The 6,367-nt window shown below is 69.0% G+C and carries 5 protein-coding genes and 1 pseudogene; 3 read left to right on the top strand and 3 right to left on the bottom strand.

Annotation, left to right across the window (positions count from 1 at the left end; genetic code table 11):
• Positions 1 to 381: 381 nt before the first annotated feature.
• Positions 382 to 1,473: a HupE/UreJ family protein gene (locus RMO12_RS13735; RefSeq protein ID WP_309639712.1), complete on the bottom strand. Its 1,092-nt coding sequence runs from the start codon at positions 1,471 to 1,473 to the stop codon at positions 382 to 384.
• 35 nt (positions 1,474 to 1,508) lie between these two features.
• Positions 1,509 to 2,615, bottom strand: coding sequence for a hypothetical protein (locus tag RMO12_RS13730; RefSeq protein ID WP_309639711.1), 1,107 nt, complete (start codon positions 2,613 to 2,615; stop codon positions 1,509 to 1,511).
• Between the two features lie 185 nt (positions 2,616 to 2,800).
• On the opposite strand from RMO12_RS13730, the gene RMO12_RS13725 reads away from it, so the two are divergent.
• Positions 2,801 to 3,013 carry a hypothetical protein gene (locus tag RMO12_RS13725; protein ID WP_309625168.1) on the top strand — a complete coding sequence of 71 codons (213 nt, stop codon included), beginning with the start codon at positions 2,801 to 2,803 and terminating at the stop codon, positions 3,011 to 3,013.
• Positions 3,014 to 3,107: 94 nt separating this feature from the next.
• Complete coding sequence (locus RMO12_RS13720) at positions 3,108 to 4,211, top strand: tartrate dehydrogenase (protein WP_309625167.1); 1,104 nt, start codon at positions 3,108 to 3,110, stop codon at positions 4,209 to 4,211.
• 112 nt (positions 4,212 to 4,323) lie between these two features.
• On the opposite strand, the gene RMO12_RS13715 is transcribed toward RMO12_RS13720, so the two are convergent.
• Positions 4,324 to 5,688, bottom strand: coding sequence for an aminopeptidase P N-terminal domain-containing protein (locus RMO12_RS13715; protein WP_309639710.1), 1,365 nt, complete (start codon positions 5,686 to 5,688; stop codon positions 4,324 to 4,326).
• A gap of 103 nt (positions 5,689 to 5,791) precedes the next feature.
• On the opposite strand from RMO12_RS13715, the pseudogene RMO12_RS13710 reads away from it, so the two are divergent.
• Positions 5,792 to 6,367, top strand: a pseudogene (locus RMO12_RS13710) (aldo/keto reductase); the annotation flags it as partial.

Raw genomic sequence — 6,367 nt, 5'->3', positions numbered from 1 at the left:
GCGGTGCTCGGTCTCGTGGCCCGTCGCGCAACTCACTGCGCTCACTGCGTTCGCTTCGTTCAAACAAGCGCGACGAGTCAGAGGACTAAGCGCTGCGCGCGGCCACGAGCCCTGTGCTCCTCAGCGCCTCGAAGGCGCGCTGCCGCCTGCCCGGACGCGCCTTTGCAACCACGGCGGTGGGTTGCGTTGCAAACCGCCGCGTCGTGGGCTCGCGGCGTGCGGTGGTGTCTGCCAGGACGTGCGTTTGCAGACCCTTCGGTGCTCTGGTTGCGCACACCGCCTGCCGCGCCCCGCGAACCTTCCGAAAACCGGATGCCAGCCGCGCTGAAAACCGCGCCGCTCTGGAACGACTGGTTTCATACGATTAAAAGCGATTGCGCATCAGGCGCTGATCAGCTTCAGGTTGAACGCCCGCTCGATCAGCCAGACCAGGGCCACCGCCAGGGTGATCAGCGAGCCACCGACGAACACGCCGCGACCATAGAAGCGCGTGCTGCGCAGCGCGTAGGCGACGGGCAGGAACAGGGCCACGATCGCGAGCTGTCCGGTCTCCACCCCGAGGTTGAAGCCCAGCAGTGACATCACCAGGGTCTCCGGCGGCAGGCCCAGCTCGGCCAGCACGCTGGCGAAGCCAAAGCCGTGGATCAGTCCGAAGACGAACGCGACCACCCAGCGCCGACGCTGGACCACCGGCACCAGGTTGTTCAGGGCCGCCAGCACCACGGAGGCCGCAATCGTCGACTCCACCAGTCGCGAGGGCAGTTCGACCAGCCGCAAGGCCGCCAGGGTCAGCGTGATCGAGTGCGCGAGCGTGAAGGCCGTGACTACCCACAGCACCTCGCGCAGCGCCACGCCGAAGGTCGTGACGCCGCGCCAGCGCCGGGCCTCGTACACGAGCACCGCCGGCAACAGCAGCGCGAGCAGGAACAGGATGTGGTCGAAGCCGATCCAGATGTGCCAGATGCCCTGCACCAGGTATTGCTTGAACTGGGCCAGGCGCGATGCCCGGCCGGGCTGGAAGCGCTGGGTGCCGCTGTCGGGGGCGAGCACCGCCGTCTGCGTCTGACCGTCCAGGTTCAAGCGCAGCAGGCCCCGGTGCAGGGCGTCGACGTCGAACAACAGGCGGTAGTCCAGCGTCAGGTCCGCGCTGGCAGCGGAGCATTCGCCGGCGAGCCGCAACACCGCGTAGCCCCCATCGGTGTGGTCGTCGACGAGGTGCTCGACCACCCGGAGCAGGCAGGCCCCGCCGCGCTGCAGGGACAGGCGGCCGAGCGCCCAGGCGGCGATGTCGGTGTGGCGGGCGCGCAGTTCGCCCCAGGTGATCTCGCCGTTGCCGTCGTGGTCGAGGCCGAGCGCAAAGTCGATGTCACGCAGGGCGATGTCCCACTGGCCCGATACGGCGCGGCCCTGGACTTCCAGGACGAGGTAACTGTCACTGGCCTTGTGTGCCAGTGCCGCAAGCGACCACGTCATGAACAGGACCCATGCAGCGCAGCGCAGCAGCCGCCTCATGGCGGCACGCTCGCTGGCCCGGCCGTGCGGCCCGAGACCCGTGTCGAAGCGTGCGCCAGTTGCCGCAGGCGCGAGTCCTCGAAGCCCGTCGCGCGTAGCCAGTCTCGGGCAGCGGCCGCTGCTCCTGCGTCCTGGGCTGCAACGGCCGCTTCCAGCAGGATGCGCGCGTCGCGGGGCTCGCGCTGCACGCGGTAGTTGTCAGCCGCCAGGCGCAGCGCTGCGTCGGGGTTGCCGCGCAGCTTGAGTTGAAAGCGTGCCTCTTCGGCGCGGTGCGTGGTGTCGCCGCGCAGCCGGGCGGCGGCAAAACGGTCGTCAAGCACCTGGATGTGCCGGGCGGCCTCGGGCAGACCGAGCGCGGCCTCTGCCTCGGTCAGCCGCAGCAGCAGCGGGTCGGAGGATTCCCAGCCCGCCAACTGCTTGATCACCTCCGCGGGCCGACCGGCATCGAGCAGGAAGTCGTTCCATGCGGCGAGCAGGTAGCCGTCGTCGCGACCCAGATCCAGCGCCTCGCGGTAGCGCCGCTCTGCCAGCGCGGGCTGTCCGCGCCAGGCGGCGACCTCGCCCAGCCGGGTCAGCAGCCAGAGGCGCTGGTCCGCTTCGGTGCTGGCGCCTAGTGCCTGCAGCAGCGACGCCTGGGCTGCGTCGAGTTGGCCGCCGTAGGCCTGGGAGAGGCCGATGCAACCGCCATACAGCGTGCTGCGCCCGAGGCGCTGAAGGGCTGCGCACTCGCTCTGCGCTGCGTTGTAGCGCGCCTGGACCAGGAAGATCGCGGCGCGCCAGGCGTGAGCCGACGCCAGCGCCGGGTCCTGCGCCAGCGCACCGGCAAAGTCGTCCAGCGCCTCCTCGAAGCCGTGGCGGTACTGCCGCAACTGGCCCCTTATCACCAGCAGTTGGGCCGGCAGCGGCACCGCAAAACGGGCCACCACCGCCTCGGCATAGCCGACATAGCGCGGGTCGCCGCGGGCCGCTGCCAGGTCGAAGTAACGCTGTGCAAGTTGGGCCGCGGGCACTGGGTCGGTTGCCGTGCGGGCCGCAGCCGCCCGCAGCGCGCTCAGCTCGCGCGCCTCGCGATCACCCGCGCGCAATGGCAGGCGTTCCAGCACTTCGGTGTCAGTGGCTGGTTGGCGCGGGGCCGCATGGGCGGCGGCCCCGATCGACAAAGTCACGCACGCCAAGCAGCGCGAGAAGCACGCCAGCCATGTCAACTTGCGCAAATTTGCGTTCGTTATAGAGTCCATTGGCGTTCATTTCGAGCGCCAATTCTCAATCAACCCCTGGAAAGGCTCTTATGAACAAGCTGCTTTCGATCCTGGCCGCCGCGGCCCTCGCATCCGTCTCCGTTGGCTCGTTCGCTGCCGCCCACGGTGGTGCCATGAAGGACGGCGAGAAGGTGGATTGCAAGAAGATGGACGAAAAGAAGATGGACGACAAGATGAAGGCCGAGTGCAAGAAAATGGCAGAAAAGCCGATGGAAGAAAAGAAGACTGAGCCCAAGAAATAAGGGCCAAGCTTTTTGCGATCACAAGCGGGCCTGGCCCGCTTTTTTTATGGGGCAAGGGGCCGAGTCGCGCCGGGCATCGTCGCTAACATCCGCCATGGACACTGCAACAACGGTGCATCGCATCGCCGTCATTCCCGGCGACGGCATCGGCATGGAAGTCATGCCCGAAGGCCTGCGAGTGCTCGAGGCGGCAGCAAGGCGCTTCGGTCTCGCGCTGGAGTTCCAGCGCTTCGACTGGGCCTCGGCCGCCTACTGGCAGCGCCACGGCCAGATGCTGCCGCTCGACTGGGCGTCGACGCTCGGGCGCTTCGACGCCATCTACTTCGGCGCCGTCGGCTGGCCGGCGGTGGTGCCGGACCACGTGTCGCTGTGGGGCTCGCTGCTCAAGTTTCGGCGCGACTTCGACCAGTACGTGAACCTGCGCCCGGTACGTCTCCTGCCAGGCGTGCCATCGCCGCTGGCGAACAAGCAGCCGGGCGACATCGACATGGTGATCGTGCGCGAGAACACCGAAGGCGAGTATTCGCCCGTGGGCGGGCGCATGTTCGAAGGCACCGAGCGCGAGTTCGTGTTGCAGGAGGCGGTGTTCACGCGCGTGGGGGTCGACCGCATCCTGCGCTATGCCTTCGAATTGGCGCAGCGCCGACCGCGCAAGACGCTGACCGCGGCGACCAAGAGCAACGGTATCGCCATCAGCATGCCCTACTGGGACGAGCGCGTCGCCGCGATGGCGGCCGAGCACGCCGACGTGCGCTGGGACAAGCAGCACATCGACATCCTGTGCGCGCGCTTCGTGCTGCAGCCCGAGCGCTTCGACGTGGTGGTGGCGAGCAACCTGTTCGGCGACATCCTGTCGGACCTCGGCCCCGCCTGCACCGGCACCATCGGCCTTGCGCCCTCGGCCAACCTGAACCCGGAGCGCCGTTTTCCGTCGCTGTTCGAGCCGGTGCATGGCTCGGCGCCCGACATCTTCGGCAGGAACATCGCCAACCCGGTGGCGATGATCTGGTCGGGCGCGCTGATGCTCGACTTTCTGGGGCGTGCGCCGGGTGCCGACACCGCGCGGCATGTGCAGGCGCATGACGCGATCGTCGCGGCGATCGAGCGGGTGTTGCTGGAAGGGCCGAGGACGCCCGATCTGGGCGGCACGGCGCGCACGCAGGAGGTTGGCGCAGCGATCGCCGCCGCGCTGGGTTGACGCTTGCTCCTTGTCCCGCTGAGGGAAGGCGGGGACGGGGGGCGGTCGGGCGAGCGAGCACGACCTGGCTGGCATCCACCCCAACCCTCCCCCAGCGGGGGGGAGTTCAAATTCAGCCGCGCATCAAGGCTTCGATCTCGTCCGGCTTGACCGGCACGCCTCGGCTCAGCAGCTCGCAGCCCTCGGGTGTGATGAGCGCGTCGTCCTCGATGCGCAGGCCGAGGTTCCAGTAGCGCTCGGGCACGTCGGGGGCAGGGCGCACGTAGAGGCCCGGCTCGACGGTGACCACCATGCCGGGTCGCAGCACGCGCGAGGGCTTTCTGAGTACGCGACCGCCAAAGCCATCTGCCTGGTCAACGGGCGCTTCGTCCTGCGCCAGGTACTCGCCCGCGTCGTGGACGTCCAGGCCCAGCCAGGGGCCGGTGCCGTGCATGTAAAAGCGCCGGTAGGCGGCGCTGGCAAGCACGTCGTCGACCGTGCCGTGCGTGTCGCGTGAGAGGAGCCCGAGCGCGAGCATGCCCTGGGCGAGCACGCGGGTGGCGGCCCAGTGGCCGTCCTGCTTGCGCGCGCCGGGTCTTGTGGCGGCAATGGCGGCGTCCTGCGCGGCCAGCACCAGCTCGTAGAGCGCTCGCTGCGGTGAGGTGAAGCGGCCATCGACCGGGAAGGTGCGCGTGATGTCGCTGGCGTAGCTGCCGAACTCGCAGCCGGCGTCGATCAGGCACAGCTCGCCGGCCTTCAACTCGGTGTTGCCGGCGGCGTAATGCAGCACGCAGGCGTTGCGCCCCGCCGCCACGATGCTGCCGTAGGCCGGGCCGATTGCGCCGCTCTTGCGGAACTCGTGCAGCAACTCGGCCTCGAGTTCGTATTCGCAGAGGCCGGGGCGGCACACGCGCATCGCCCGCGCGTGCGCCGCCGCACCGATGACCCCGGCGCGGCGCATCAGGTCGAGTTCGTGCGTGTCCTTGAACAGCCGCAGCTCGTCGAGCAGCGGCGACAGGTCGCGTTGCTGAGTGGGTGCGCCGATGCCGGTGCGCGAGCGCTGGCGCACGGCCGCGAGCCAGCCTTCCACCTGAGCGGCCAGGCCCTCGTAGCCGCCGAACGGGAACCACACCGCGCCCTGGTCGGCCAGGCGTTGCGGCAGCACGGTGTCGAGCGCGTCGCATGGCAGCGCGGCGTCGATGCCGAGCGCTGCGGGCGCGGCCTCGGGGCCGAGCCGGTAGCCGTCCCAGATCTCGCGCTCCTCGTTCTTGGGCCGGCACAGCAGCAGGCTCTTGCCGCTCGCGTCGAGCACCAGCCAGGCGCCCGGTTCGCTGAAGCCGGTGAGGTAGTAGAAGGCGCTGTCGTGACGGTAGGGATGCTCGTTGTCGGCGTTGCGGGTGCGCTCCGGCGCGGTCGGCAGCACAGCCACACCGCCGCCCGCAGCGCGCAGCGCGGCGCACACGCGGGCGCGGCGGTCGGCATAGACGTGAGGCTTCATGGGGCGATGCGCTTGTGGGTAGGCTCGGGGCTTGGTGGGTCGGGCCAGTGTAGTGAGCGCCTCGGCCGGCGCTGCCCGCCCCGCCCCACCAGGAGTACAAAGCATGCAATACCGCCGTCTCGGCCGCTCCGGCCTGCAGTTGAGCGAACTCTCGCTCGGCTCGTGGGTGACTTATCACAACCAGGTCGACGTGAGCGCGGCCAAGGAGATGTTGGCCGCCGCGCTGGACGCCGGCTCAACTTCTTCGACAACGCCGAGGTCTACGCCAATGGCCAGAGCGAAACCATCATGGGCGAGGCCTTCAAGCAGCTCGGCCGCTCCTCGCTCGACTACGTGGTCTCGACCAAGTTTTGCTGGGGGCTCGAACGCGGCAAGCCGGGCCAGCGCCCGCGCATCAATGGGCAGGACACGCTTAACCGCAAGTACCTGCACCACGCCATCGATCAGTCGCTCGAGCGCATGCAGCGCGAATGCATCGACCTGGCGTTCTGCCATCGCCCTGACCCGCACACACCGATCGAGGAGACGGTGTGGGCCCCGCTGCACAACATGGCCTTCCTGCGCGAGGGTCTCACCGACCCGGCCAAGAACGCGGCGGTCGGCAAGCTCACGGCCATTGCCGATGAACTCGGTGGCAGCGTGGCGCAGCTGGCCATTGCATGGATCAACCGCAACCCTC

Origin of the sequence: Methylibium sp. (assembly GCF_031393925.1) — a bacterium.
In the GTDB taxonomy this organism is placed as follows: Bacteria; Pseudomonadota; Gammaproteobacteria; order Burkholderiales; family Burkholderiaceae_C; genus Methylibium.
The sequence above is the reverse complement of the archived record's forward strand: the minus strand, read 5'-3'. Positions and strand labels throughout refer to the sequence as shown.